Annotated in this window: 12 protein-coding genes; 5 read left to right on the top strand and 7 right to left on the bottom strand. The window is 71.1% G+C overall.

The genetic code is table 11. The features are described 5' to 3' along the window. The first annotated feature begins 1 nt into the window (after position 1). Positions 2 to 11,731, top strand: a complete 11,730-nt coding sequence (locus SSP08S_RS33165) for an OTU domain-containing protein (RefSeq protein ID WP_026179042.1) — start codon at positions 2 to 4, stop codon at positions 11,729 to 11,731. A 166-nt stretch (positions 11,732 to 11,897) separates the two neighbouring features. Here the strand turns inward: SSP08S_RS33165 and SSP08S_RS33170 are convergent, their stop codons facing one another. The 5 genes from SSP08S_RS33170 to SSP08S_RS33195 all read right to left on the bottom strand — a co-directional run bounded on the left by SSP08S_RS33170 (position 11,898) and on the right by SSP08S_RS33195 (position 17,076). Next, on the bottom strand, positions 11,898 to 13,010 hold the full coding sequence (locus SSP08S_RS33170; RefSeq protein ID WP_019071970.1) for an aminotransferase class V-fold PLP-dependent enzyme: 1,113 nt from the start codon (positions 13,008 to 13,010) through the stop codon (positions 11,898 to 11,900). Positions 13,011 to 13,236: 226 nt separating this feature from the next. Next, the gene (locus SSP08S_RS33180) at positions 13,237 to 14,094 is read right to left on the bottom strand and encodes a dioxygenase family protein (protein ID WP_019071972.1); all 858 of its coding nucleotides are present in this window, start codon (positions 14,092 to 14,094) and stop codon (positions 13,237 to 13,239) included. A gap of 54 nt (positions 14,095 to 14,148) precedes the next feature. Next, on the bottom strand, positions 14,149 to 14,991 hold the full coding sequence (locus SSP08S_RS33185) for a citryl-CoA lyase (protein WP_019071973.1): 843 nt from the start codon (positions 14,989 to 14,991) through the stop codon (positions 14,149 to 14,151). Further along, positions 14,984 to 16,174: a CaiB/BaiF CoA transferase family protein gene (locus tag SSP08S_RS33190; protein WP_019071974.1), complete on the bottom strand. Its 1,191-nt coding sequence runs from the start codon at positions 16,172 to 16,174 to the stop codon at positions 14,984 to 14,986. The genes SSP08S_RS33185 and SSP08S_RS33190 overlap by 8 nt, the downstream gene beginning before the upstream one ends. A gap of 80 nt (positions 16,175 to 16,254) precedes the next feature. After that, entirely contained in the window at positions 16,255 to 17,076 is an 822-nt protein-coding gene (locus SSP08S_RS33195; RefSeq protein ID WP_019071975.1) for an IclR family transcriptional regulator domain-containing protein, read from the bottom strand. Between the two features lie 271 nt (positions 17,077 to 17,347). On the opposite strand from SSP08S_RS33195, the gene SSP08S_RS33200 reads away from it, so the two are divergent. From SSP08S_RS33200 to SSP08S_RS33210, 3 genes are all read left to right on the top strand, one after another. Then, a complete protein-coding gene (locus SSP08S_RS33200) occupies positions 17,348 to 18,796 on the top strand; it encodes an amidohydrolase family protein (protein WP_019071976.1) in 1,449 nt (482 codons plus the stop codon). 93 nt (positions 18,797 to 18,889) lie between these two features. Then, entirely contained in the window at positions 18,890 to 20,026 is a 1,137-nt protein-coding gene (locus SSP08S_RS33205; protein WP_019071977.1) for a serine hydrolase domain-containing protein, read from the top strand. Between the two features lie 612 nt (positions 20,027 to 20,638). Further along, positions 20,639 to 21,496, top strand: a complete 858-nt coding sequence (locus SSP08S_RS33210) for an endo alpha-1,4 polygalactosaminidase (protein ID WP_019071978.1) — start codon at positions 20,639 to 20,641, stop codon at positions 21,494 to 21,496. A 74-nt stretch (positions 21,497 to 21,570) separates the two neighbouring features. Here the strand turns inward: SSP08S_RS33210 and SSP08S_RS61930 are convergent, their stop codons facing one another. Next, the gene (locus SSP08S_RS61930) at positions 21,571 to 22,785 is read right to left on the bottom strand and encodes a glycoside hydrolase family 16 protein (protein ID WP_158697235.1); all 1,215 of its coding nucleotides are present in this window, start codon (positions 22,783 to 22,785) and stop codon (positions 21,571 to 21,573) included. Positions 22,786 to 23,617: 832 nt separating this feature from the next. Between SSP08S_RS61930 and SSP08S_RS33220 the strand changes: the two genes are divergently transcribed. Beyond that, a complete protein-coding gene (locus SSP08S_RS33220; protein WP_026179043.1) occupies positions 23,618 to 24,406 on the top strand; it encodes a class I SAM-dependent methyltransferase in 789 nt (262 codons plus the stop codon). Positions 24,407 to 24,471: 65 nt separating this feature from the next. On the opposite strand, the gene SSP08S_RS33225 is transcribed toward SSP08S_RS33220, so the two are convergent. Further along, the gene (locus SSP08S_RS33225) at positions 24,472 to 25,140 is read right to left on the bottom strand and encodes a response regulator (RefSeq protein ID WP_026179044.1); all 669 of its coding nucleotides are present in this window, start codon (positions 25,138 to 25,140) and stop codon (positions 24,472 to 24,474) included. Positions 25,141 to 25,142: the final 2 nt, after the last annotated feature.

The raw sequence follows: 25,142 nt of genomic DNA on the forward strand, positions 1-25,142 counted from the left end.
CGTGGCCATCGTCGTATCGCCCAAGCTCAACTGGCTGTTCTTCATCCTCATCGGGGAAAAGTTCCTGGAGGCCAACGAGGACCACGCCTACGACACCAGCCGGTCCTTCGACCAGCTCCACCAGCACGTCGGCGCGCTCAAGGCACGGGCGCAACAAGCCGTATTGACCGTGGGGGAGGGCCTCCCCAAGGGAACCGCCGACCAGTTCATCGGGGCGATCAACCAAGTCCTGCCCTATCTCGACAAGTTCGAGGCCGACCTGGACAACGTGACCAAGAACCAGGTCAACATCGCCATGCAGATCCGCGAGGCGAAGTGGAACATCATCGCCGAACTGATCCGCCTGTTCATCGAGCTCGCGATCCTCGCGGTGATGTCCTTCTTCACCGGCGGCGCCAGCGCCGGCGAGGCGGCGGTGGCACGTGCCCGCAGCCGCGTCTTCATCCTGGAGGTCCTGCTCGAACTCTCGCGCCGCACGCATCTGTTGCCCAGTTTCCTGGAGGCCGCCGAGGAGGCCTTCATGACGCTCGCGGTCCGGCTGGCCATGATGGTGGGCGCTCCCAAGGGGCAACGGCCGAAGTCGATCGACTGGGGCGACATCGGTCTCAGCGCCGCGTTCGGCGCCGTCGCGGGGTTCCTCGCGCCGATCCTCACCAAGACGATGAAGAACCTCACCAACAACGTCAAGAACATCGGTGACCTGGGCAAGAAGTTCGACGACATCAACGTGGGCGGAGCGAAGCCACCGAAGCTGAACGACACCGACCTGAACCTGACGAACAAGCCGAAGCCCGGTCCCACGCCGGGCCCCGGCACCCACGTCCCCAAAACGCCCCCCACGGTCACCCCGCATGTGACGCCGACACCCCACGGCGACGAGAGCCTCTCCGCCAAGGTGCTCGACCAGAGCGGTGAGTTCGTCGCGGACGGCGCGTCGGAGACGCTGGCCGAGTCCCTCGTGATGGGCGCGTTCTTCGGTGACTTCACGCCGAGTTGGCAGACGTTCGTCGGGTCGGGCCTGAGCGAGCGGTTCGAGGCGGGAGCCGAGCACGCGGTCACCAACAGCGCCGACTGGCTGAAGAACTTGGGGAACCCGCCGGCGATCTCCACATCGGTCTCCGACATCGGCACCGGAGACGCCGGTACCGGCGGCGGTCAGAACCCGGGCTCGGGCAAGAACGGCGGTATCAAGTCCGGTGCGGGAAGCGGCCCGCACACGCCCGTGGACGCGGATCCGGAATCGGGCCAGGGCACGGACACGGACACCGGTATCCACATCGACACGGACGCCGACACGTCGACGAAGGCCTCAACGCCGGTTGTTCCGCCAGTGGTTGGGACCTCCGTGCAACCCCTCCCGCCGGCCGTCCCGACCATCAGCGGAGGCAGTGTCACTTCAGTGCCACCCGTCGTCACGCACGGCGGCAACGGCAACGACCACCGCACCGAAGTCCCGCCGCAGACCCACGACTTGAACACCGCCGAGGTGGAGCCGGTCGGAACAACTCGGGTCGACCCGCCCCCGACCCTGCACCAGGACCCTGTTGTCGCCCCGCCCGCCACGGGGTTGCCGCCGCCCGTGGTGACATCGACGCCCGTGACGCCCACTGTCGGGACCACCGTTCCTCCCGCGGTCACTCACAACGGCGTTCCTGAGCAGGGGAGTTCGAGCAACGACACGGGCACCGGCAAGGGAAAGGCCGTGGCTCCGCCAGCAACGGACGCCACAGACCCAGAGCCCGGCACCGTTATCCACCCCGCCCCGGTCGTCGGTGCTGCCCACGACGCCCATGCCGACGCCGTGCGGTCGTTGCAGCACGCGGTCGACACCGCCGAACGGCTCCGCGTGCGAGTCGAGACCGGCGAGGGAGCGAGCCACGACGGCACCGCGTGGCACAACGCGGACGACAGGGTGCGGCAGGCCCGGGCGGACCTCGTACGGACGGAGACGCGGCTGGGCGAACTGGGCGAGGTGCCGCAGTCCCACGCCGACGCCGCCCTGGACCTCGGCTCCGACTCGTCGGCACCGTCCTCCGCCATCGTCCCCGTGGTGGACCGCTCCGACGCCCAACGGCACTGGATCGCCTCGCAGTTGACCGAGGACGACCTGCCCCACGATTTCTCCGCCGGCGGTCTCCCGGCCGGCGATGTCGACGTGGACGTCGCCGCCCTGTCCTCCACCGGAGCCGCCCTCACCGTCGAGCAGCAGACCCAGGCAGCCCTGGGAAGCGGCAGACTGTCGCTGCTGGAGTCTGGACTCACGCCCTTGCAGCAGGCCAAGGCACTGATGCTGCAACCCGGTCCGTGGTCCGGGCACCTCGACACCGCCGCCGCCACGGCGACCAGACGGCTGTGGGACGACGCGTTCTCGGACTTCGCGCTGAGCTCGCCCGGGCCGACTCCGGACACCGCACGCCAGTGGTGGGACACCGCCACCGCGCTCGTGCTGCCCCTGGAACTGCACCCCGTGCTCGCGGACTCGCGGCATGCGGTCGAGTCGTACCGAGGCGCGGTACGTCAGGTCGCCGACGTACTGGCCGCGGGCGGGACACGTGCGGAAGCGACCGCGCTCGCCGACCGTCTCCGCAAGGGCCTCGGGCTGCCGCAGCGGCTGCGCGGCGGTGCCCCCAAGCCCGAGGAGTCCGCCGACGTTCCGCAGCCCGTGGTCACCGTGAGCGGCGGAACACCTCTCGTCGCGACGACGTCCACCACAACCGACTCGACGACCGACGCGACGACCGCGGTCACTGAGGCGCCGGTCGACAAAGTGGTCAAGTCCGCTGACGACAAGTCGACTTCGGTGCCTCCGCGCGACTCGGACGAACCGCCGGAGAAGCCCCGCCGGCAGCGCCCGCCCCGCAAGGGCGCCCCGCCGAACCGCCGCACCCCTCCGCTCGAACCCATCGACGAGGACGCCGAGGCCGAGTTCACCGCACCGCCGGTCAAGAAGCCCGCCACGCCGGGGCCGACTTGGGTGGTGCACGACCTGGACTCCCGTCGGCCGCCGCGCGTCGATCTCGATCTGCCGCCCGCGCCGTACAGCGGCGGCGGCCCCGCGTCGTTCACCGACGGTGCCAAACTGCCCGTCTACATGGGCGGCATCGGCGAGTTGCTGCGCGGGCTGCCACGCAACCTGCTGCGCCGCTCCTACACCCTCGGCCAGGGGGACCGCGTCCTGCGCGGCGCCGACCGCGTCGTCGAGCAGCTCGATCTCAACCTCCGGCAGCCGCCCGGCGTCCGCCCCCGTCCCGCGCGCCCCGGCGGCAACCGCGCCGGTGACGGGCTCCTGGACGACGTACGACACGCCCTCGTCCACAACCCGAGCGGCTTCTTCGGCGACGGGCAGCAGTTCAACTACCGCACGGTGGACGGCAAGTCGCGGGTTCTCACGGTCACGGCCCGGCCGTACGGGCAGTGGGAGAGGTTCACCTTCGGCTACGCCAACCCCGTGAAGATCGACACGATGCAGCGCAACACCGCCCTCACCGGCCGGGTCGCCGTCAACAGCACGTCGACCTCCCTCGCGCCCACCGCGCCGCTCGGACCGGTGAAGACGCTGTTCGCGCCCTGGGGACGGGTGTTCGCGCAGTTCTCGTGGACCAAGCGGGTCGAGTACAACATGCAGAACCTCGTCGTGAACCAGAACGAGACCCGTACGACCGATGGCTCGCACGCCCATCTCGACGACGTCTGGTACGAGTTCAAGGTCACCGATCCGGCCGGACGCCCCGTGGACCGGACCGGCAAAGCGATCGGGCCCAGGTCCGGCACGCGTGCTCAGGTCGCCTTCGGATTCGCCGTCAGGGACGGGCTGTTCGTGCGCATCGCCGACAGCCTCACCCACCCCAAGCCGCCCGCCGACCGGCTGCCGCCGCGGATGCGCCTCGACCGCGGTTCGAACTACCGCATGATGAACACGGAGAGCTTCGGTCCCGTCACCCACATCCGGGACTGGGCGCTCCAGCAGATCGACACCGACACGGACAGCATGGCCGGCAAGCAGATCAACTCGTTCTTCTCCACCGACGGGTTCCACCGCATGAGCCGGGTCATGGCGGCCGGGACGGTCACGTCGCCGCCGCTGTTCAAGGACGACGCGGGGCGCGAACCGCTCGGTGTCTTCTCGGTCCGGGTGGAGCCCGGCGAGGCCGTCCTCATCAGCGAGACCACCGCCGCCGAACTCCGGGACATCTCCCAGACGACGGTCCGCAACGAGCGGACCACGGGCAGGTCCTCGGGCGTCGACGTCGGCGGTGCCCTCGGGCCCGCCTTCCAGCTTCTCGGCATCGACCGGGGCACGTTCGACCTGCGCCTGCTCGCCGGTCTCAACTTCCGCTACGGCTCCTCCCGCAACCGCGCCTCCGTCACCGGCGGAACCGGCGCCGTCAAGTCGGCCGGGCAGGCGAAGGGCGACCCCACGGGCCTCTACCTGGTCCAGAAGACCGTCACGGTCACCGCACCGCCCGACACCAAGGCACCGCTGCCGAACCGCCGGCGCGACGAGGCGAGTTCGACACCCGGCAAGCTGCGCAAGAACCCGCCGCGGACCTGGAGCGAGGCACCGCGCACCCAGACGTTCCAGACCTGGGCCGTGGAACGGCTCACCCGCACCGAGGCCCGCCGCCTCGCCGGGGAGGCGAGCCCCGCGCCCGGCACCCCGCCCAGGGTGCCGCCGTACCTCACCCAGGACGCGCCGCCCACCCTCGGCATGAGCAGGGTCGAGGAGTTCACGTTCGCCGACGGCTCCTACGTACGGGACATCGACGGCGAGGACCGCACGTTCCTCGACCACTTCAGCGACCAGGTCCTCGAAGAGGTCGCGCGCGCCTACCCCGACCTCGTCGCGCCGCTGTCCGAACTCGATCCCGCCAATCCCCGCTGGCGGGGCGCCGACCACTTCCAGATGGTGGTCTCCAACACCCTGGAGGTGCTCAACACCCTCGCCTTCCACAGCATGGCGGGCAACCTGGAGACGATGATGACCTCGGGGCTGCGGATCTCCCTGGTCGACTCCCGCCGCGCCACCCGTGCCCAGCGTTACGTGTGGATCGACGCCGCTCTGAACGACCGGCGTTTCGAGGGGACGCAGAAGGACCTGCGGCTGCGGTTCAGCGCACCCGGCAGCGAGAACCTCGGCGGGCGGCAGAACAGCGCGCGCGGCGCGCACGTCGGCGCGGAGGGGCTGCTGTCGCTGCGGGACGCGGCGACCGACGAGGCTGGTGGCCCGCTGCACGCGGGCACCGGTTCCCTCGGCGTGCGCTGGGGTGGCCGTAGCGATGCGGAGAGCGGTTACGGGGCCGCCGCCACGCACGAGGCCATGTCGATCGGCACCAAGGGCACCCACCTGTACAGCTACGAGGTCACCCTCACCGCGCGGCGCGGCGGCTTCCGCCGGTTCCGCGGGCTGCTGCGCGGTGTCCTCTTCCTCAACCTGCTCGGCACACGGCCGTTCGTCTTCAGCGAGCGCGAGAAGAACCTCATCGGCCCGGCCGGCTCCGGGCCGGACATCAAGCGGCCCTCCGTGGGGCGTGTGCTGCTCGGCGTGCCCGTCGAGCACACGCCCGCCCGCGACATGTCACGCCCGCACCACCCCCTGCACGGCGTGCCCCTCGCGACCACCGGGCAGGCCGCGCGGGACCTGGCGCTCGCCAGGCGCGGCCTGTTCGAGCGGGCCGGCCGCCGTGGCCGTGAGGAGTACCGGCGCCACCCGTACCTGACCCTCGCGGTCGTCGCGGACCCCGCGCTGGGCCGGGCTGCCGAGGACGTCCTGAGGGAGTCGTCGGGCAACTCCTGGATGCTGACCCATCAGGGTGCCCCCGTCCACGACGCGGCGCTGCGCGTGTTCCAGAGCCAGTTCCTGACCGCGAACTTCGACCAGTCGTCCGCCCCGACCGGCTGGCGCGCCTCCGGGCTGTGGGCGAAGGCCCCCTACCTGGACCGCTCCTCGGTACTCGCCCACCGCAGCCGGCTGCGCCCCGGGAGCCTCACCGCCGTGACGGGCGCCATCCCGATCGAGGCCGAGACGACCATCGGCGGCGCCACCCAGGCCTCGGGACGCCACACCAGCACCAGCACGCTGTTCTTCGGCGGCCAGCTCGTCTACCTCCACTCGCACGACACCGGAACCGGGACCACCGGCAACTACGGCCTCGTCGCCAGCCCCTACCGCCTCGACACGTCCCGCTTCCGGGCCGTCTCCCGGACCGCGCTCGCCGAGATCAACCGCAAGGACCAGGGCCGCCAGGTCCTCGTCACCGCCGATGTCGACCACGAGATCGCCGCCACCTCCACCCTCGTCGGTCAACGCGCCACGGGCATACGGCGGTTGCCCCGCTGGCTGGCCGGCGCGTCCGGGCGGCGGGTCCTCATCAACGATGGCTGGGTGGGGCACCTCCCGGAGAAGAGCGCCTACCGGATGGGACTGCTGCGGGACCGCTGGGGCGACGTACCGCTCTACACCCGGCGCCGATGGTCGCCCCAACCCTGGCTCCTGGACAACCCGTTCGGCAGTTTCCCGCTCACCGCGCTCGACACCGCGACCGTACTCGACGACTTCGACCGGCAGTTGAGGCCGCTGGGACTGACGGGAAGCGACCGGGACACGGTGCACCGGCTGATGTCGGAACGCGTCGTGCGGGCGCTGGGCAAGGAGATGACCGGCGGCAGTTCCTCCGTGCCCGCCCGGGTGGGCCGTTGGGGCTCGTCCACCGCCAACCTGTGGGTCGGCAGCCGCAAGGTGAGGGCGCGCGCCGAGCTGATCCCCGTGAAAGTGCCCGTAGGCAGACCCGCTCCGGACGGCAGCGGCTTCGGCGGCCTCGGGCACAGCGTGGAGTTCGAGGAGCACCGCAGCGCCGCGGAGACCACGCAGGAGGGCCGCGGCCGCGCCTCCGGCGCCAGCGTCGGCACCACCGTCTCCCAGGGCGCACACACCGGCAACGACACCGTACGGATGGCCGGACCGACATACGCGGAGGTCGGCTCCACCCAGCAGACCGCCGCCCAGAACCGGTCCGAGGGCAGCGTGCGGATCGCCACCGCGACGACGACCCAGGCCCACGCCGAGTACGTCACCCGCTACCGGATGCGGCTCACGCTGGAGGTCACCGACACTCGTGAACCGAAGACCGGCACCGGCGCCCCCGCCTGGGTGAAGCGGGCCGCGCACCGCACCTGGCGCGGTGTCTCCGGCCGGCGCTTGCTGAGTATCCGCTCCGAGGGCGACGTCGGGGAACTCGTCGAGCACTACCCGCTCAGCCTCATGCGCCCCGACCCCGCCGACCCCGCCGCTGAACGGGACGACCCGCTGGCCCCGCCCGCGCTCGACGCCCCCGGACCCTCCCGCCGCGTCGCGCCGCCCGCCACGACGGGCCCCGGCGGCTGGCTCGACACACTCCACCCCGACGACAGCATGAAGCCGTTCACGATGCCCCCGGACGGCTTCAAGGTCCGCCGGATCGTCGGCGTCGACCAGCTCCACACCGCCAACTCCCTTGTCCTGGCCTCCGCCTACGACACGTCCTTCCCGCTCACCGGCGCGGTCGACGACGACCTGATCGCCCGCGCCCAGGACACCCCGCTCACCCGCGCCGGCACCGGGCCCGCCCAGAACCTGGAGGACGGCACCGGCAACAACGCCCTCAGCGCCTTCTACGACCGCACCCTGGAGCCCGGCGGCTACGAGGTGGCCGGCCTGAGCGAACGCGGCTTCTTCGGCGGCGCGGACGCCGACCTGCGGCTGTACTCGAGGCCGCAGTTCCGGCAGGCCCGGCTGCTCGCCGTCACCGACGGCATGAAGCACGAGGCTCCCAAGCGCCATGTGCAGGGCGGTGGCGCGAGCGCCGGGCGCGTGGGGCAGGCCGAGTCGGCGCTCGGCGGCGGTCCCGCCACGTCGACCGCCGCCACCGGCACCAACCAGATGGGCGCCTCGGGACCGGGCGACGTCGCGACCGAGTCCGACACCCTCGCCTCGGGCGGCGACCGCCTCGCGTCGGTGAACGTCAAGCCGAACACCACCCGTACGTTCCTGTTCGCCATCCCCACGACCTGGCTGAGCGTCGCCGCGGTCCACCACCACGTCAAGGACTCCGCGCCGGTGCGGGCGATGCGCAGCCCGTTCGGCAACCCGCAGCGCGCCCCGCAGGCACGCGAGACCGATACCACCGTCCTCGCCTGGGTCCGCGAGGACGTCGCCCGGGAACTGGGCCTCATCGAGGACGACGGATTCCCGCCGGTGGCGGCGCGGGCGTGGGACGCGGTCACCCGGGCCGACAAGGAGTGGACGGCCGCCGACAAGAAGTACTGGGAGCTGCGCCGGGAGGAGGGCCCGCGCCGCGAGACCGCCCTCACGGACGCGGAGAACCTACTGAGCGCCCTCACCGCCCGCGATGTCGAGACCCTGCCCCAGGTGATCGCCGCACGCGGCGAACTCGCCCGCCTGGAACAGGAGAACGAGGGTGCGGAACCCGCCCACGACGGCTGGGCGGAACTCTACGACGCCGAACGCGACGCCGCGCATGACCGCGTGATCGCCCTGCTGCGGGCGGCCGACGCCGAGGTCACCGCGGCCCGCGCGGCCCGCGACACCGCACGCGACCAACTGAACGCCTTCACAGCCAAGTTGGGCGAACGACGCGCCTTCGCCGAGGCGCTCGCCGACGAATACGCACGCGTCCGGGAAGCCGCCGATCGCCTGACCCGCTGGCATCAGCTCGCGGCGACACCGGCGGGACGCGCGCAGCTCGGCACCACTCCGGAACCGGACGAGGTCGTCTTCCGGGCCCCGGCGGCACCGGCGACGGAGAAGAAGGCCGACGACAAGGACGCGGAGAAGAAGGACGCCGAAAAGAAGGACGCGGGGAAGAAGACCACCGACAAGGACGGCGACAAGAAGGGCGGCGGGGAGCAGGACGACGCGGCGGGCAACGCCGACCTGCGCCCCGCGTTCAGCCGCCCGCCGTGGGAGACGGCCGGCACTCCCGACCCGTCCCTGCGCCGCTTCGACGCGGGCCAGGACCACCGCACCCTGACCGCCACCGACCCCGACGGCCGCAACTGGGTCTACGACCTGCACGAACCGGACGGCGACGGCAACGGGTTCTTCACGGCGGTCCTCGGTGTCGCGGAGCGCGGCGGCCCGACGGCGGTGTCGGAGGCCCGCCGTGCCGGACTGGCCGGCCGCGTGGCCCGGAGCGTCGACATGCCCCCGGACGTGACGCTCGACCCACAAGCGGTGTTCCGTACGGCCGAACTGACCAGCAGGCTCGGCGAGCACCTCCGGCGCGACCCCGCCCTGTCCGGCACCGTCGAGGAGAACGGCGGCCGGCTGCCCGACACCCTGCTCACCGCACTCACCCCCGCCCAGCGGCAGAGTCTCGTACGGCTGCATGTGCAGCGGGCCCGCCGTTGGGACGACGCGACGGGGGACCTCGCGGCGGACCTGACGGCGCGTTCCCTCGGGGTGGACATCACGGTCGTGGGGGAGGACGGCAGTTACCGGTTCTTCCCGGGCTCCGCCGATCCGACGGCGGGCCCGCTCCGGCAGGTGACCGTCTACCGGCGCGGTGACAGCTATCTGTCGGCCCGTCCGCGGACCTCAACACCGGTACCGGCGCCGCCTGTTCGGGGCACGGAACCGCCCGGGGACAAGGACACCAAGGACACCAAGGACACCGAAACCCCGAAGGGCAAGAGCGACCAGGACACGAAGGGCAAGGAGACCGAGGGCAAGGAGACGCAGCCCAAGGACAAGCCCGACTCGGACGCACAGGGCAAGTCCGTCGGCGACCAACAGCCGGCGCCCGCCCGGACCGTCCTCGTGGACGGACGCCGGATGACCCTCCAGAATGTGCGTCCCGACGGCAACTGCCTGTTCACCGCCCTCATCGCCGGCATCGGCGCCCAGCACCCCGGCCACACCGTGCGGGGCAGAGCCGTACGCACGATGACGGTCGCCGACCTGCGCGACGACACCGCCGACTGGTACGGGACGTCCGCCGCCGCCCACCAGCACGCCACGCGGGACCCGTTGGACACGATCGTCCACGACAGGTACCCGGACCTGCGTAGCCTCCAACCCCTGCTCGCGCTGCTGAGCCCGCGGCGGCCCATCCCGCTGACCGTCGCGCAACAGGCGGGAATCCAGGCCCAGTTGAAGACCGAGGGGCTGGAGAACGCCACAGGGCCGGTGGCGAACGCCCGACGGCGCGCGCTGACCGACCAGGCGCACGGGAACAACGTGCGCCAACTGGTCCTGAGTACCCTCCACGGCCCCACCACGGCGAGGTCGCGGGCGCTGTGGCAGGAGATCCGCAGCCACCTGCCGACCGCCGTGCCCGCCACCCCGGCGCTGACCGTCACCCTGGGGGAGCGTGGGCTGGTCGACCGCGCGATCCGCTCGCCCGAACTGTGGCACACACCCTTCTACGACGACGTACCCCTGCTGCTCACCCAGTCGCTGGGCATCGATCTCGTCGTCGTCCAGCCAGACGGCCACGGCGGATCCAGGCTGCACCGCCTTTCCGAGAACGCCAACGGGCCCACCGTGTACGTCGCCTACAACGGCATCGACCACTACGAGACCTTGCTGCCGACGGCGCCGCGGCCCGGTCCGAGCGGTGACCTCACGGCCGGTTTCGGCGACCCCGTGCTGCCGAAGCGGGTGAAGGACGAGGAGCGCGACGACGAGGGCGACGTACGGGCGAACCCGCTGTGGATCCCCCTCGAAGAGGTGGACCCCGATCTGTTGATCACCGGCAACCACGACGCGGTGTGGCTGTACACGGTGACCGACGACGGGCGGGTGCTGCTCGGCAGCGAGGCCCCTTCGAAGGTGATGGCGCAGGACCGGTTCGACGCGCTGCTCGCCGGTGTCCGCACCCGGCGCCCCGAGGTGACGGCGGAGTCGCTGCGGGCGGAGATCGACGGCCTCGGACACACCGGCATCGCCGCCATGTTCGAGGAGGGTGGTCGTACGCGGCCCGGCGCGAGCCGGGTGTCGGGCGAGTTCCGCTGGAGCGAGAGCCTGCGGACCTGGACCGTGAACGACAAGTCCGGCCGCTACATGAGCAAGTCGGTACGGCCGGACATCGACCCCGCGGTCGCGGCGGGCTGGCTGGACAACGTGGCCGGACTCTTTACCGACCGTCTCGGTGTCCAAGTCGCCCCGGACCAGGTGAAGTCGAGCGCCACGAAGGCTCCCGAGCCGAAGCCGGGAGACACCGAAGTCCGTTCCGCTTCCTTGCCTTTGACGCTCCGTCAGCCCGCGGACGGAGGTGACTGGTTGCCGGGCGCGCTGGTCGATGCCTTGAGGCAGGAGGGGGCCGACCCGTTCGGCCGGCCGGGACTCGGCGGTCTGCTCGGAGGACCGGATCCGTCCGACGCGCTGCACCGTTGGACCGAGTTCCGGCTCGCGGCCCCGGACGCCGCAACGCGCGTGCCCCGCCTGGCCGCCGCCGACTGGGCGGGCTCGGCGCACACGACGGCGTCGCTCGACGACCTCGCGGCGGTGGGTGTGACCCCGACACCCGACCAGGCCGCGTTCGCGGCACTGACCGGCGCGCTCCCGCTCGGCGACCTCACCCTGACCCTCGCCCAGCGCTACCGGCTGCTGCGCCGCTGGGGGGACCACGACGGGCTCCTCGCCGAGATCGCGGCGGGCACGGCGGCCCGTGACCTGGGAATCGTCCTGACACTGGTCAGCGACGACGGGACGGTACGCCGCTTCGAGCCGTGAGGGCCGCCGCCGTCCCGAGGCGGAGGTCATCGCGGGCTTGCCGGGTCTCGGCGTGGTGACCGGTGTCCGCCTGCTCCCCGAAATGGGCGATGGCCGCACCGAGTTGGGGAGGACCACCAGGACCGTTCGGCGGCGGCGCCGCGTGGTTCACGGGCACCCGGTGGGGTCAGTTCCTCAGCGAGGCAAGTGCCGCCGCCACCCGTGCGCACGCCTCCGGCGGGGTCGAGGCGTGCGGGGAGAACCGGAGCGAGTCGGCGCGGACGGTCGGGGTGACGCCCTCGCCGTGCAGTGCCTTCGCGACGACGGACGGATCGTGCCCCGGCAGCGCGAAGGAGAGGACGCCCGCCCGCCGCGCCGGGTCGGCGGGGGAGAGGACGTGACCGCCGTGCTCCTCGACGACCTCCGTCAACTCGGCTACCCGCACGGCGATCGCGGCCTCGATCGCCGTGACCGTGTACCGCTCGACGAGCCCGAGAGCGGTAGCGAAGGCCGCGGCCGTCACCGGGCTGAGGTTGGTGATCGACCACCGTCGCGCGTCCACGGCGGGTGCGTGCTCGGCTCCGTCGAAGACACCGACGTCCTCGACCCCTGTCCAGCCGGTGAGCACCGGCTCCAGAGACTCCAGGGCACGATCGGACAGCGTCGCGAATCCGGTCGCCCATCCCGCGCGCAGCCACTTCTGGCCGCCCGCGACGACCACGTCGGCCGCGTCCCACGCCATCCGCGCCACCCCGAACGCCTGGATGGCGTCCACGATCAGCAGCCGGTCCGGGCCGATCGCCTCGCGCAGAGCGGCGAGGTCGGCCCGGAAGCCGGTGCGGAAGTCGACGGCACTGACGGACACTCCGACGACGTCGGAGGTCAGCGCGGCGCGGACCAGGTCGGGGGTGACTCCGGCGCCGGGTGCGGGATCGAGCCAGCGCGGCGTGGCCCGGCCGAGGTCGGCGCTGCGCCGCCACGGATAGTGGTTGGCCGGGAAGTCGGTGCGCGGTGCGAGGACCACGCCCGCACGGATGCCGAGAGCGGCGTGGAACAGCCCGGTGGACGCGTTGGGGAGGAGCACCGTGTGGCGGCCGTCGGTACCGGCCAGGCGGGCGGCCGTGTCCCGTGCCACAGTTTCTGCCTCCATCAGGCCGTCCACGGTGGTGTGGTCGGCACGAGCAGACTCCTCCACGGCCCGGGCCGTCGCGGCCACGACGTCCCGCGACGGCGGACCGAACCGCGCGAAGTCGAGATATCCCGCGGGCGTGTCGAAGTGGTCGGCGTACGACGTGAGCACGGGGCTCGTCCTTCCGGGAGGCTGCGGGTGCTGCGGGTGCTGCGGGGTGACGGCGGGTGCGTCCGGCGCGGCCGGCGTGTGCGCGTTCCCGCTTGCCCGCACCGTACGCGGCACGCCCCGCTCGGACCTGACCGGGGTGAACGATCACGTCTCCGCGTGACGCGCCCGGTGACCAGGCACCTCGGGGACGAGCGGCCGTCGTGCGGCCGTGTCCTCCGCCCGACGGTCAGCGGGGCTGGAGGACGAAGTCGTACTCGGCGTGCAGGTACGGGACGTCGAGCGTGCTGCCGTCGGGTGCGGTACCGGCCGGTCGTTCGGTGAACGGGACGATCAGCGCGTCCTTGGTGCCGAAGACGACGTCGGAGTCGAGATAGTCGCTGCCCGCCTGGAACAGATGGGTGATGAGTTTGCGGTGGCCCGGTTCGTCGATGAGGAAGTGGACGTGTGCGGGCCGGAAGTGGCTGATGTCCGTGCGGCGCATGAGGTCGCCGACGGGGCCGTCCATGGGGATGGCGTAGCCGTGCGGCGCGATGGTGCGGATGCAGTAGGTGCCGTCCTGGCGGGTGCGGTACTTGGCCCGCAGGCGTGCCTCGTCGGTCTCGGGGATCTGGGCTTCGTAGGCGCCGTCCGTGTCGGCCTGCCACACGTCGAGTACGGCGTTTGCGAGCGGCTTGCCCTCGGTGTCGGTCACCTTGCCGGTGAAGAACAGCGGTGTGCCCGGGATGCCGTCCGACATGTCGAAGCCGTGGGGCGCGGTAGGCGAGCCGTCGATGTGGAAGGGACCGAGCACCGTGGCGGGGGTCGCCTCCGGCGTGAATTCGTTGTTCAACTGGACGACCAGCGTGCTCAGTCCGAGGACGTCGGAGGTGAGGATCAGTTCCTGTCGCTTGTCGTCACTTATCTTGCCGGCCGCGGTCAGCCACTGGATCGCGGCCATCCACTCGTCCTCGGTGAGCCGCACCTCACGCGAGAAGGCGTGCAGATGACGGACCAGCGCGGTCATCAGCTCGCCCAGCCGCGGGGAGTGGGCGGTGGCCCACCGCTGGACGGCCAGCTCGGTGATGTTGTCCTCGTCGACGAACACGGTTGCGGCTCCTTGGTCTGCGTGCGGGTGGATGGTGGGACGGCGGGCGCGGGGTCAGTCCTTGAGCCGGTCCTTCGTGAGCGGGTCCGGGGTGTAGGGCTCCGGAGGTACCGGGGTGTTGTTGCGGTCGACGGACAGGAAGATGTCCTGGGCGACGGGGTGGCGCAGTTCCTCGGCGAGTTGGCCGATCAGTCCGGCGGTACGGGCCAACAGCGCGAAGCCGCGCAGGAGTTGGAGCGGGAGGCCGAGGTCCGCGAGGGCGGCGCCGCACACTCCTGCGCCGTTGAGGGGGAGCGTCCGGTGCAGCACCTTCGGGTGCACCCGGCCGATGGCGGCGAACAGGCTCAGGTGCGGGCCGAAGACGCCCTCCTCCTGAGCGATCCGGACCAGCCTCGGCGTACGGGGGTCGCCCTCCTTGTGCACGTGGTGACCGAGGCCGGGGACGAACTCCCCGGCCTCGCGCCGCCGTTCGACCGTGCGCAGGGCGACCGCGTCCCAGCCGGCCTCGTCGGTGGGCAGGTCTCCGTCGAGGGAGGCCAGTACGTCGTGCAGGAAGCGGCCGGTGTCCTCGGTGACGCCGAGGAAGCGGGAGCCGCCGCCGAGGAGTCCGGCGGCGAGTGCGCCCTGGACCGAGTCCGGGGCGGAGAGGTAGGTCAGGCGGGTGACGATGGCCGTGGGGGTGAAGCCGTGGTCGGCCAGGGCCGCGAGCACGGCCTCGAAGACACGGGTCTCGCCGGGTGTCGGCCGTCGCTGGGTGGCGAGCCAGAACGCGAGTTCGCCGAAGCCGACCGAGCCCATGATGTCCTCGGCCAGGTCGTGCCCGAGCAGGGTGATGGTGTGCAGGTCGGAGGCGCCGAGGGCGGTGGGGTAGGCGGGGCGTGGTGTCGGCTCAGACATGGCCGTCCTCCTCGGGTGCGGACAGCCAGGTACGCAACTCGGCGCCGTGTTCGTCGAGTTCGGGCGGCGGCAGACGGTAGGAGGCGGGGGTGGCGGAGAAGCGGATCGGGTGCCGGGTGGTGGGCACCGCGCGGTCGCCCTCGCCCACGGTGACGACCGGGTCGAGTCCGAAGCGGTCGGCCATGGCGAAGCCGCCGTCGATGGTGTTGATCGGTCCGCTCGGCACACCGGCCTCCACCAGTGCCTCGAACCACTCGGTGGCCCCGCGCGTCTTCAGCCTCTCGGCCAGCAAGGGCCGCAGCAGGTTCCGGTGGGCGGTGCGGTCGGCGTTGCGCGCGAACCGCGGGTCGTCGGCCACCTCCGGTATGCCGAGGACCTCGCACAGCCTGCGGAACTGCCCGTCGTTGGCGGCCGTCACGATGAGGTCGTTGTCGGCGGTGGGCAGCGGTTCGTAGGGGAAGACGCTGGGGTGGGCGTTGCCCATCCGGTAGGGCACGGTGCCGCCGGCGACGTAGGCCGAGCTGTGGTTGACCAGTCCGGTCAGGGCCGAGGACAGCAGGTTCACCTCGACGAGCTGGCCCGTCCCGGTGGCGTCCCGGTGGCGCAGTGCGGCGAGGATGCCGATCGTGGCGTGGTTGCCGGCCATCACGTCGAACACGGAGATCCCGGCCCGGTACGGCGGTCCGTCGGGGTCGCCGGTCAGGCTCATCAGCCCCGAGATGGCCTGCACCATGAGGTCGTAGCCGGGGACGTGCCGGCCCGCTCCGGCGCCGAAGCCGGTGATCGACGTGTAGATCAGACCGGGGTTGTCCTGCCGGACCGAGTCGTAGTCCAGTCCGTACTTGCCCATGCCGCCGGGCTTGAGGTTCTCGATCAGGACGTCCGCCCGGCGGGCGAGGTTCCGGGCGACCGCGGCGTCCTTCTCGTCCCGCAGGTCGAGGGCGATCGAACGCTTCCCCCGGTTGATCCCGAGGTAGTAGGTCGAGACCTCGTCGCGTGTCGGGGGCATCCAGGCGCGGGTGTCGTCGCCGCCCGGTCCCTCGACCTTGACGACGTCGGCGCCCAGGTCGGCGAGCAGCATCGTGGCGTACGGCCCGGCAAGGATCCGTGAGAAGTCCGCGACCAGCACCCCGGAGAGCGGGCCCGTGGTGCCCGGTGGAGTGGGCTTGGCGCTCTGCGACATGAACCTTGCCTCTCTGTCCGTACACCGGACAGTCGTCCGGGGAGTGATTCTCTGTCCCGGACGACGGAGGCGTCAAGACGTCACGATCGCGCCGCACGAGCGGACGGCCGGACCGCGTGGGGCGCGGACTCCAGCCGGGCGAAGTCCAGGCTGATCTCGCCGGCGGCCTGGAGGAGGAGCGGCAGATGGTCGTCGAGCAGTACCTCCATCGAGGTCTCGGCGGCGTGCGCGTTCACGTTGACGCTCGCGACGACGCGGCCCGAGCCGTCCCGCAGCGGAGCGGCCACCGAGCGGATGCCCCGGGCCAGTTGCTCGTCGGTCACCGCCCAGCCCCGCGCGCGCACCTCCCGCAGCTCCGCCTCCCATTCGGCCCGGCCGGGGTGCCACACCGACTCCAGGCCCGAGCGGCTGGGCTCGGCGAGGACCCGGGCCGCCTCGTCGGTCGGCAGCGCGGCCAGCAGGACCTTGCCCAGCGAGGTGGGCAGCGCGGGGAAGCGAGTGCCGATCTGCACGGCGAGGGTCACGATCTTGGGCACGGAGACCCGGGCGACGTAGACGATGTCCGATCCGTCGAGCTGGGCGATCGAGCAGGACTCGTTCGTGCGCTCCACCAGCCACTCCAGGTGCGGGCGTGCCACGTCCCACAGTCCCGTCGAGCGGACGTAGGCGACGCCGAGGTCCAGCACGCGCGGGGTCAGCACGAAACCGCCGGACTGCTGGCGCACGTAGCCCAGTTCGGTCAGGGTGAGCAGGATCCGGCGCGCGGTCGGCCTGGCCAGCCCGGTCGCACTCGCCACGTCGGACAGCGACATCACCGGCTGCCGGGGCCGGAAGGCGGTGATGACCTCCAGGCCCCGGGCCAGCGCCTCGATGAAATCGGGTCCGGTTCCTTCGCGCGGCATGGTGGCTCCTCTGGTCGCCGTCGGCTCAGCTCCCGGGTGTCCGCCGTACGGACACCCGTCGAGGGCACTGTACGCAGCAGAACAGGCCTCCGTCGCGATGACTCGGGCGCGGCGACTCGGGGGCGACCGCAGAGCGGACGGCTGAGGACATTACCGGGCGGAATTCGGAAACCACGGAGTATTGACACCGGACAGCACCCTGACGACGATCGGTCACCAACCGAGAGCCGCCATACGGACAGTCGTCCGATGTCGAGTGGGAGAGTCAGTGATGAGCCAGTCCACCCCCTTCCAGGCGGGGCGACCCGTCGTCCTGCGCGGCGGCACCGTCCTGTCCATGGACCGCGCACGGCGGGTGCTGAGCGACACGGACGTGCTCGTGACGGGCGACCGGATCACCGCGGTCGGCCCGCGGCTCGCCGTGCCGGAGGGGACCGCGGAGATCGACGCGTCCGACGGCATCGTGATGCCCGGCATGATCGACACGCACCGGCACATGTGGCAGACGGCGATGCGCGGCTACGGCGCCGACTGGACCCTGACCCAGTACTTCGTCTGGTACTACCTCGAACACGGCACCGCCTTCCGGCCCGAGGACGTGCACGCCGGCAACCTCCTGGCCGCCGTCGAGGCGCTGGACGCCGGGGTGACCACGGTCGTCGACTGGTCGCACGGGCTGCAGAGCGTCGACCACGCGGACGCGGCGGTGGACGCGCTGCGGGCCGTGCCCGGCCGGTTCGTCCTCGCCTACGGCAACATCCAGCAGGCTCCCGCGGAATGGACCGGCACGCCGCAGTTCCGGGACTTCGTGCGCCGCCGCATCACCGGCGACGACATGCTCGGCTTCCAGATCGCCTTCGACGTCACCGGCGATCCCGCCTTCCCCGAGAAGCCCGCCTTCGAGGTCGCCCGCGATCTGGGCGTCGCTGTCACCACCCACGCCGGAGTCTGGGGCGCCACAGGCGACGACGGCATCCGGCTCATGCACGAGCACGGGTTCATGACCCCCGAGACGGTCTACGTCCACGCCTCCACCCTGTCGGCCGACTCCTACCACCGCATCGCGGCCACGGGCGGCTCGGTCTCGGTGTCCACGGAGAGCGAGCAGAGCGCCGGCCAGGGCTATCCCACGACCTGGGCCGTCCGCTCCCACGACATCCCCGTCTCCCTCTCGATGGACACGAGCGTGTGGTGGAGCGGCGACCTCTTCTCCGCCATGCGCACCACCCTCGGCGCCGACCGCGCCCGCGAGCACCTGGAGGCCCACGCCCGGGGCGAGACCGTCACCCACAGCGCGCTGCGCGCCGACCAGGTGGTGGAGTGGGCAACGCGCGGGGGCGCCAGGGCACTTGGCCGCGAAAGCGATCTGGGCAGCATCGAGGAGGGCAAGAAGGCCGACCTCGTCCTGCTGAAGAACGACCACTCACCGGTCTCCTTCCCGCTGCTCAACCCCTACGGCCATGTGGCCTTCCAGGCCCAGCGCGGCGACGTCCACACCGTCGTCGTCGACGGCCGGGTGGTCAAGCACGAGCACCGTCTCCTCGACACCGACCTGGCCGCGGTGCGACGCACCGTCGAGGAGACCGTGGACCATCTGCGGTCGACCATGGGTGAGGAGGCCTGGGCGGAGGGCATGAACCCGGACGTCCCCGAGACCAAGGTCCTCGACAACCCCTACACGTACACCGACTACCGCAGCACCTCGACCCACGCACGCTGAGGAGGCGTGAGGTTCTGCACCGATGAGTTCCGGGCCGGCGGAGGGTCCTAGAGACATATCCGCCGTCGGCCGTGACACGAGGGGCAGAACCTGATGACCGATCTGACCGCACTGCTGGAGAAGTACGTCGCCGAGGGAGCCTTCCCCGGAGCGGTCGCGCTGGTGGACCGCTCCGGCGAGGTGGAGGTCGCGGCCGTGGGAGCGACGGAGCCCGGGGGCTCGGCGCCGATGCGGTCCGACACCCTGTTCCGGCTCTCCTCGGTCACCAAGCCCATCACCGCCGCCGCGGTGCTGGCGCTCGTCGACGACGGCGTACTCACCCTGGACGCGCCGATCGCGCGCTGGCTGCCGGAACTGGCGTCCCCGAAGGTCGTCCGCACTCCCGCGAGCGAACTGGACGACGTGGTGCCGGTCGCCCGTCCCATCACCGTCGAAGACGTCCTGTCGTCGCGCTCGGGATGGGGCTTCGGGGCCGACTTCACCACCCCCGCCCTTCAGCCCCTGTTCGCGGACGTGGCCGTGTACAACGGAGGTCCTCGGTCGCCGCTGACCCCGGACGAGTGGGTCGCCGCGCTCGCCGACATCCCCCTGCTGCGGCAGCCCGGAGAGGCGTTCCTGTACAACGCCAGCTCCGACCTGCAAGGCGTGCTGGTGGCACGGGCCGCGGGACGTGGACTGCCGGAGTTCCTGGCCGAGCGGATCCTCGCGCCGCTCGGGATGAAGGACACGGCCTTCGCCGTACCGGCACCGGAACGCGACCGCCTCACCCCCTACTACCTGACAGCCCCTGACGGCACCCACACCTTCGCCGACGCAGCCGACGGAGCCTGGTCCACCCCGCCCGCCTTCGCCTCGGGCGCGGGAGGCCTGGTGTCCACCGTCGCGGACTGGCACGCCTTCGGCCGCATGCTGCTGGCCGGCGGCGGCACGGTCCTCTCCCCGGAGTCCGTACGCCTCATGACGACGGATCACCTCACCGCGGACCAGCGCGCCGAGGGCGACCTCTTCCTCCAGGGCCAGGGATGGGGCTACGGCGGCTCGGTCGACGTCACCTCCGCGGAGCCGTGGAACACCCCCGGTCGCTACGGCTGGGTGGGCGGCACCGGCACCGCCGCACACATCGACCCGTCGACCGACACGGTCAGCGTCCTCTTCACCCCCTGCGGCCTGTCCGGTCCCGCCTTCCCCACGTGGATGCGTGACTTCTGGACGTACGCCGCGACCGACTGAGTGTCCCCTCAGCGGGTCCTCGGCCCGCTCTGAAGCGGTGCACGCGGCCTGCAACTCCGGACGGAGGCGGGTGTGGCAGCACCGATGCCCGCCCTCCGGGTGCGGGTGCGCCACGGCATCGCATGGGCAGCTGCGGCCAATTGGCCCGCGTTCTCGGCGAGTTCCGGGACAACGGTCGGCGGCACACCGTCACCGCGATCACCGCGACCCTGGCCCGTACGGGCGACGACGGCCGGGCCGGTCCAGGTCTGGCCGTCGCAGGGGACGTCGTACGCAACCACGGCGGCGCCCTCACCGTCACCGAGGCTCCGTCGGGCAGTACGGCCTTCCTGCTCGCCCTGTCGCGCGCACCGCACGGACGCCGACGACGCGTACGCCCGACCGCGTCCCCTTGCCGATCCCGGACACCCGCCGACCAGGTCCGGGGCCGGCACAATCGGTCGCGGCCGCCTTGGTATCGTCACGGCACCGGACCACCCGACACCCCCACGGTCCGCACAACCACGGCATTCCCAGCCGGTCACAGGCCTTCGAGCCGTCAGCCCGGCCCCAGTCGCCAGGATCCAGCGAGTCCGAGGCGGGGCATGCTCTCGCATCCAGAGGCAGACCGTCATGCGCAAGTCCCGGGCCGGCTCCCGCCGCGTCACCATGCCCCTCTCCGCCGTCCTCGCCGCGACGGCCCTCGCCGCCGTCAGTTGCTCCGGCTCCGCCGCCGACGCCGACAGCTCCCCGAGCACCCCGACGGCGAAGATGTCCACACCGCCCGTCCACGCAGGCGTCGACTACCAACTCGGCGGCGCGTACACCCCGCCGAAGGGCGTCTCCGTCGTCTCCCGCGACCACACGGCCTCGCCCGCCCCGGGCATCTACAACATCTGCTACGTCAACGCGTTCCAGGCCCAGCCGGACGCCGAGGGGGACTGGGATGCCGACCTCCTGCTGCGGGACCGCTCCGGAAAGGTCGTCATGGACAAGGACTGGGGCGAGGCGATGCTCGACATCGGCACCCCGGCCAAGCGCGCGCGGATCGCGGAGAAGGTGGACGACTGGATCGACGCGTGCGCCGACAAGGGATTCGACGCCGTCGAGCCGGACAACTACGACAGCTACACCCGCGCCCCGCACGGACTGCTCACCGCGGCCGACGCCGAGGCGTTCCAGACCCTGCTCGCCCGTCACGCGCACGCCCGGCACCTCGCCGTCGCCCAGAAGAACACCCTCGAACTCGCCAAGGACCGCAAGCGGGTCGGCCTCGACTTCGCGGTGGTGGAGGAGTGCGGACAGTACGACGAATGCGGCTCCTACGTCGACGCGTTCGGCGACCACGTCATCGTCGTCGAGTACACCGAGAAGGGCATGGAGAAGGCCTGCGCGGGCTGGGGCGACCGGATCAGCATCGTACGGCGGGACCTCGACGTCACCCCGGCCGGCCACGACGGCTACGTCCGCGAGACCTGCGACCGCTACTGACGACTTTCCTTCCGGGTAAGGCCGTTGCGCGGCCGTGGTACCTGGGCCGGTCCCGCGGGACCGGCCCAGGGGGCTCACTGGGTGTAGGTGTAGTGCGGACTGTCGTACTGGGGGCCGTTCTTCTCGTAGGTGAACCAGTAGGTCAGGGTGGATCCGGCGGTGAGCGTGACGTTCTGCGTCCAGGTGCCGCCGCTGTTGGCCATACGGAAGTTCTGCTGGCCGGCGTTGTTGATGAGGTAGTGCACATCGACGTACGCCGCGGGTGTGGTCGGAACGAACGTGATCTGCGCCTGACTGCTGCTCAGGCGCGTCACGCCGGCGGTGTAGTCCGGTGTCGTCGTGCTCCCACCGGTGCTCCCGCCGGTCGTACTGCCACCCGTGGTGCCGCCGGTCGTCGTACCGCCGGTGGTACTGCCACTGGCGCCCTGCTGGTAGACCGCGAACCAGTCGACGCTCATGGCGGCACCTGATGTGATGCTGCCCGCCTGGGCGGCCGAGCTGCAGCCGCAGACTTTGTCGGGGTACGAACCGGCGATCGCCAGGTCGAAGATGGCCATGAACCCGTGGTCGACGGCGGCCTGCCAGGTGGCGACCGAGACCTGGTTCTCGTTGACGGTGAAGGTCAGATTGCCGTCGAGGTAGAAGCGGAGCTGCTCCGCGGCGGTGTTCGTGCGGTCGATGATCGCGGAGTACGTGTGGTAGCCGGTCTGGCAGCCCGCGCACGGTTGAAGATCACTGGTGATGCCGTCGGGGTCGTGGCACTCGCCCGCCCACACCCCGCAGTGGAAGGTGGTGGAGTGTTTGCTCAGCGCGTTGACGTCCTCCATGATGTCGAACTCGCCGATGCTCGGCCAGTTCGTCGCGCCGACCGGGCGGGCCGCGCCGCCCATCGCCCAGAACGCGGGCCAATAGCCCAGTCCACTGGCCGGGTTGGGCTGGAGGATGGACGCGCTCATCTGGAGCTGTCCGCCGGCAGGGGCGGCGAAGTCGGTGCGCTGCGTCTCGATGCGTCCCGAGGTCCAGTGGCCGGAGCCGTCCCGGAGCGCCCGGATGACCAGGTGTCCCTGCCCGTCCTGGTACACGTTGTTCGTGGAGTCGGTGGCCGACTCGATCTCGCCCGTTCCCCAGTTGGCGGCGCCTCCGGGGTAGCTGGTGCCCAGGTCGTAGAGCCAGTCGGCCCGGTTCAGCGCGCTGCCGGACGATCCGTTGAAGTCGTCGGAGAAGACAGTGGTCCAGCCTGCGGGAGCGCCTGGGACAGCCGCCGAGGCGCTGCCACCGGTGCCGATCAAGCCTACGAGTGTGCCGATGAGTAGCAGCAGAGTGCTGCCCAGGACGAGGGGGACGGTTCTCTGGCTGCCTGCGGGCGCACCGGCAGGTGGTGGGGAGTTCGTCATCGCGTGGGTTCTCCCTGGCAAGCTGGCGGGTGGGGAGTAGTGCAGGGGCCTGGCTCCTGGTGGAGACCGGAGAGCAGGTCAGGTCTGAGAGCGCTCTCAGGATGATCGTGAATCTGCGGTCCCTGGCTGTCCTCCTGATTCCGGACGATCCGTCATGTCGATTGCCGTAGGCCTGAGTTGGGTGCGGGCCAGGCAGGGATCGCCGTTCAATGCAGGAGTGTCCGGCGCGACCCTTCATGCGTCAACGGCTTCAACGCGACGGGTTGAAAAGCAGGCCTGTTGGCCATGCCGTATGGAGCCTGGTAAAGGTCCGAACCAAGCGCCGCCGAGTTGTGGAGCGCTCTCCGGCGGCCGACTCCGCGCACTCTCGCCGTCTTGAGCTGGGATTTTGTGAGTACGGCGTCGGGAAGCCGCGCCTGTCGTCGAGCGGACGTCCCCTGGCGCCACTCGCGGACCTCGAGAAGTGCCTTCAGGAGTCGAAGGCAGGTGTCGCGAGGGGTCCGCCTGCGAGGTGTTCGCTCCGGCGCTGTGGACGACTTGGTCCCGGAGGTGGGGTGTGCGACGGCTGGTACGGCGCCGGGGCTGGGCGTGGTACTGGCGTTCCGTGCCTGTTCCTGAGGCTGACATGAGATGACGCTTGAACACACGGCTCGTTGGATCTTCAAGGATGTGAGGACGATCGGGAGCGGCCCGGAACCGAACCGCTGCAGTGCACGTCTCCCGCACCATGATCTCGAGCGAGCGCGAAGAGCACGCGATTTCCACCAGGCTGGTCTCGCCGTCCGCAGTGAGTGTGGATCCGTCGAAGACCAACGACTACGACAGCTTCGCCGGGGCGTACACGGCCGCAAACGAAACCAACCTGGTCAATGCCTACTACGAGCGGCCCGCGATGCTGGCCCTCGCTGGAGACGTGGCCGGTCGGCGGATCCTCGACGCGGGCTGCGGCTCGGGGTTTCTGTTTGCCGCGCTGCGCGACCGTGGCGCCCTGGTGAGTGGCTTCGATGCGAGTGCCGGGATGCTGGAGCTGGCTCGGCGGCGGCTCGGCGACGGTGCGGACCTGCGGGTGGCGGACCTGGGTGGCCCGCTTCCTTACGCTGATGACACGTTCGACGATGTGGTGGCGTCCCTGGTGCTGCACTACCTGGAGGACTGGGGGCCGGCGCTGGCCGAGCTGCGACGCGTACTCAGGCCCGGTGGTCGGCTGATCGTGTCTGTCGACCATCCCTTTGCCGTCAACCTCATACACCGCGAGGCCGGTCGCGAGGCCGAGTGCGACTACTTCGACACCATCAAATGGACCGTTGAGTGGACCGTGGGCGGTCAGACCGCCCTGGTGAGCAGATGGCACAGGCCCCTGCACGCGATGATCGAGGCTTTCATCAGGGCCGATTTCCGGATCACGGTCATCAGCGAGCCGGATCCTGACCCAGCCGCCCGCGAGCTGTTCCCCGAGGCCATCGCGGTCGAGCCGCGCTTCCTTTGCTTCCTGTTCTTCGTCTTGCAGGCGGGCTAAAGACAAGTCCCATCGTTGCAAGTCAGGAGCAGCCTCCGCGTAGGGACGGGACTTGGCGGCGGTGCTCAGACCGCCCCGGGTATCACGAGCCCCGACTCATACGCCACTATCACCAGCTGCGCCCGGTCACGTGCCCCCAACTTGCCCATGATCCGGCTGACATGGGTCTTCGCGGTGAGCGGGCTGAGCCCCAGCGTTTCGGCGATCTCGGTGTTGTTGAACCCGCGCGCGACCAGGGTGAGCACCTGCCGCTCCCGTTCGGAAAGCCCGTCCGGGCCGCCTGTCGCTGACATCGGCGTGTCGGGTGCGCGCAGGAACCGGGCGATGAGCCGCGAGGTGGGTCCTGGCGAGAGCAGGGAGTCCCCGGCGGCCACGGTCCGGATGGCGTCGAGGAGTTCGGCCGGCCGGATGTCCTTCACCAGGAAGCCGGAGGCCCCGGCCCGCAGCGCGTCGACGATGTGCTCGTCGGTGTCGTATGTCGTCAGGACGAGTACCTTCACGCCCGCCAGGTCCTCGTCGGCGGCGATGAGCCGGGTCGCCTCGATGCCGTCCAGGTCGGGCATGCGGATGTCCATCAGGACGAGGTCGGGCCTCGCGGAACGGGCGAGGTCCACGGCCTGCCGGCCGGTGGCCGCCTCGGCGACGACCTCCATGTCCTTGGCGGACGCGACGAGCATCGCGAACGAGGCCCGTACGAGGGTCTGGTCGTCGGCGAGCAGTACGCGGATCGGCATCG

It is taken from the genome of Streptomyces hokutonensis, from assembly GCF_000376565.1.
GTDB classification, from domain to species: domain Bacteria; phylum Actinomycetota; class Actinomycetes; order Streptomycetales; family Streptomycetaceae; genus Streptomyces; species Streptomyces hokutonensis.